This is a genomic window from Okeania sp. SIO2B9, from assembly GCF_010672505.1.
Lineage (GTDB): Bacteria > Cyanobacteriota > Cyanobacteriia > Cyanobacteriales > Microcoleaceae > Okeania > Okeania hirsuta.
In genome coordinates this window covers 1-3,503 of the sequence record NZ_JAAHGK010000833.1, presented here as the reverse complement: position 1 = coordinate 3,503, position 3,503 = coordinate 1, and the positions used below count along the sequence as shown (strand labels likewise).

The window sequence follows — 3,503 nt, the reverse complement described above, 5'->3', positions numbered from 1 at the left end:
CCTCAGCGCCATTGCCAAATCTTTCTTGAGATCCCCATCTTCCCACACTACCCACACTCTTTATTTAATTACACCAATACTATCGAATTTGATATAAGAAGGAGAAAGTTTTTTTATCTCTAATTATCCGAACATGATATAAGTCAATCTCTTATGGTTACTATCAAATCTTCTAATCATATATTCCTTGAAAGTTTTGTACTTTTAACTTAGTTCCATATTTAACTTTAAATAATATAAATTCGTGGCCAAATTATCTGTAGAATTACAACGATATTTTTTTGACGAAAAATGTGCTTCTAAAGTTACTTTGGGAGACATTATTGATTTAGCAGGAGAGAGAATTTTTGGCTTTTTATTCGTAATTTTGTCTCTACCTTCTGCTTTGCCTGTACCTGCTCCTGGTTATTCAATTCCATTTGGAATTTTATTACTTTTATTGGCAGTTCAACTAATAGTTGGTTCTAAAACTCCGTGGTTGCCTAAGAGTTGGTTAAATCATTCAATCTCTCTGGATAAAATACAAGGAATTTTGAAGTCTGGCATTCCTTGGTTACAGAAAATTGAGTTGATTTCTCGTCCTCGATTGAGTTATATTTGTACGAGTTTTGTTGGTAGAATTGTCATTGGTTGCGCGATCGCTGTGATGGCTATTTCGATGATGATTCCAATTCCGGGTACTAATACTTTACCGGCGATCGGGATTTTTGTTACTGGTTTTGGTTTGTTGGATGATGATGGTGTTATTAGTTTAGGTGGGTTGGTCCTTTGTGCAATGGGTGCGATTTTAAGTGGTCTAATTCTGCGTTTTGGTTATGAAGGTGTCAAGGGTGGAATTGAATTACTTAAAAATTCTTTGACTGGAGGTTAGGAAATTCAGTTCTCACTTATCAGTACCTCCGGCTAAATTAGAAGGCTTGACAGCTTATTTCATAATTAGTGCGGGCATCTTGCCCGCGTATATTATACCTGATATACCTGACTGATATGCTAAAATTCGCTGTTCGCTGTACCTTTGAAATAGATGAAAAAATTTTTCAGCAAGGGGTTGATTTTAAATAAATTTGTGCTACTATTTGTACAATGGAAAAGGTGCGAGCATATAGAATCTATGTCCAGTAGCATAATTATTACCTCATTGTACACCTAAGCACCTAATTTATAATTTCCATTGAAATATAGTATTTTAATTCAATGGTCTGAAAAGGATAAAACCTATCAGTGTTGTTTAAAGAGGACTCCCATTATAATCTTTGATTTAACGGTGAGATGAATTTAAACCAGCAATTAATTGAGCGGTAGCGAATCCTTTAATTGAGCTTGAGGTCGTTTTGGCAAACTTTTGCAGTAATCTTGAATTATTTCAGACATTGATACTTGCATAATTTCTGCATAATACTCTAGTCTTTCTTTTTCATCATCAGTTAATCTTACTACAAAAATTTTTTTCCTAACCATTGACTGTATATACAATTTGCGTTACAGTATTAGTATATTTAGAAATATAAAATATTGTCAAGTGATAGCTTTAACTTATCAGTACAAACTTAGACCAAATCAACAACAAGAAGCAGAAATTAATCAGATTCTTGATGTATCTAGAATTGTGTATAATTATGCTTTAAGAGAGCGTAAAGACTGGTTAAGTTCAAAAAAGTCACCAATCAATAGTTGTTCAATTATTTCGGAATATATTATACCTGCTGACACTCCTTATCCTAGTTATAATAATCAAGCAAAAAGTCTAACCATAGCTAAGAAAACTAATCCTAAATTAAAGTCAGTTAATGCTCAAGTATTACAACAAACTTTAAAGACTTTAGATCAAGCATTTTCTGAGATGAAAAGTTTGGGTAAAGGCTTTCCTAGATTTAAGAAAAAGTTAAGAAGCTTTGTTTTTCCTGCAATGCTTAAAAATTGTTTAGGTTATACTAAAGTTAAATTACCTCAACTTGGTTGGATTAAAATTAGAAAAAGTAGACCTTATCCCGAAGCTATGACAGCTAAACAAGCTAGGATAGTTAAAAAAGCTAGTGGTTATTATTTGATGATTACTTTTACTTCCTCAGAATCAGTGCCAGATAATCCAGTAGGTAAAGTCTCATTAGGTGTAGATGCAGGTATAGAAAATTTTGTAGCTACTTCCACAGGACAATTAATTAAATCTCCTAAGTTTTTGTTAAGTCAACTACGCGAGCTTAAATTGCTGCAACGAAGACTTAAGAAGAAAACAATTAGGTCAAATAATTGGTTCAAATATCAAAATAAAATAGCTAAACTACATGAAAAAATAGCTAATACTAGACGTGATTGGCATTTTAAATTAGCTCATCAACTTTGCAATTTAGCTGATAATATTTTTGTAGAAGATATTAACTTTAATTCTTGGTCTAGAGGTATTGTCAGGAAGCAATCTTTAGATAGTGGCATAGGTCAGTTTATTAACGAAATCTTACCTTTTGTTTGTTGGAAACGAGGTAAATATTATGCAAAAGTTGATAAAAATCATACTTCTCAAGAATGTCCTGGATGTGGTCAGAGACAGAAAAAGAAATTGTCTGAAAGAAGTCACAATTGCAGCAGTTGTGGTTATCAAATAAATCGTGATATTGCTGCTGCAAAAGTAATTAGAAATAGAGGACTAATAGCGGTAGGACATACCGTTAACCAAAATGCTTGTGGAGACGTTCTGGCGGGGGTGCAACTCAGCTTGTTTGATTTGTTACCTAGTTAAGAGTTTGAAACAAGAATCTCCCGTTATAATCTTTGATTTAACGGGGGAGTGTCAAATTGCTAGTTTACCTGAATGGGGGAAGTACGCTCAAACTTACGGTGAATCTTATGATGAAGCGCTAGAAAATGCGAAGGAAGTTTTGGAAGACTTAGTATCTGCTTATGAAGAAATGGGAAAACCCTCAGGGGGAGACAAGCACCTCAAAAATATTGTCCCACAATAGTTTCAAGGATTATACCTCTGTATAAAATCTGGATTTTTCCTCAATATTGAAGAAGGAGACAGGAGACAGGAGACAGGAGACAGGAGGAAAATTACATGGGGATTCTAACCCCAAGTAATTTTGAACACCCCCGTTGACGGTGGGGGATTAAACCCACAAAGAAAATGATAATGATCATCATTTTTAGAGAAGGGGTTGGCACGTTGAGCTTACCAATCCCTTCTCCCCCAATTCAAGTTGATTTTTATCTCAATTGTTGATGGTAGCCATCACTCACATTTTATGGTAGAAAAAGTCGATCCACTTACATAAATAGACCGACCAAATGCAATTTTTATCAGTGATACTCAAGTCCAAACTTTAAAAATTTTAGTTTGGTGATTAACGGTATAGAAAACTGTCAAAATAGAAAGGCATTTCTGGTTGTTTTCCTTTACCAATCACATATGAAAGTAGTCGAAAACATATACAAAGATTTTTAACATTATTTTCTTTGAGCCTTCCATTGTTTTGGTTTCCGATGATCATGATGATTATTAGTCGAGA

General features: G+C 33.9%; 4 protein-coding genes. 3 read left to right on the top strand and 1 reads right to left on the bottom strand.

Going from position 1 to position 3,503, the window contains the following annotated elements:
- Positions 1-244 precede the first annotated feature (244 nt).
- On the top strand, positions 245-871 hold the full coding sequence (locus tag F6K13_RS24135) for an exopolysaccharide biosynthesis protein (protein ID WP_124142830.1): 627 nt from the start codon (positions 245-247) through the stop codon (positions 869-871).
- A 416-nt stretch (positions 872-1,287) separates the two neighbouring features.
- Here the strand turns inward: F6K13_RS24135 and F6K13_RS24130 are convergent, their stop codons facing one another.
- The gene (locus F6K13_RS24130; RefSeq protein WP_124142829.1) at positions 1,288-1,458 is read right to left on the bottom strand and encodes a DNA-binding protein; all 171 of its coding nucleotides are present in this window, start codon (positions 1,456-1,458) and stop codon (positions 1,288-1,290) included.
- 61 nt (positions 1,459-1,519) lie between these two features.
- Here F6K13_RS24130 and F6K13_RS24125 point away from each other — a divergent pair, with 61 nt between their 5' ends.
- Both F6K13_RS24125 and F6K13_RS24120 read left to right on the top strand, forming a co-directional pair.
- Complete coding sequence (locus tag F6K13_RS24125; RefSeq protein ID WP_124142828.1) at positions 1,520-2,734, top strand: RNA-guided endonuclease TnpB family protein; 1,215 nt, start codon at positions 1,520-1,522, stop codon at positions 2,732-2,734.
- Positions 2,735-2,738: 4 nt separating this feature from the next.
- Entirely contained in the window at positions 2,739-2,957 is a 219-nt protein-coding gene (locus tag F6K13_RS24120) for a type II toxin-antitoxin system HicB family antitoxin (protein ID WP_240038747.1), read from the top strand.
- Positions 2,958-3,503 lie beyond the last annotated feature (546 nt).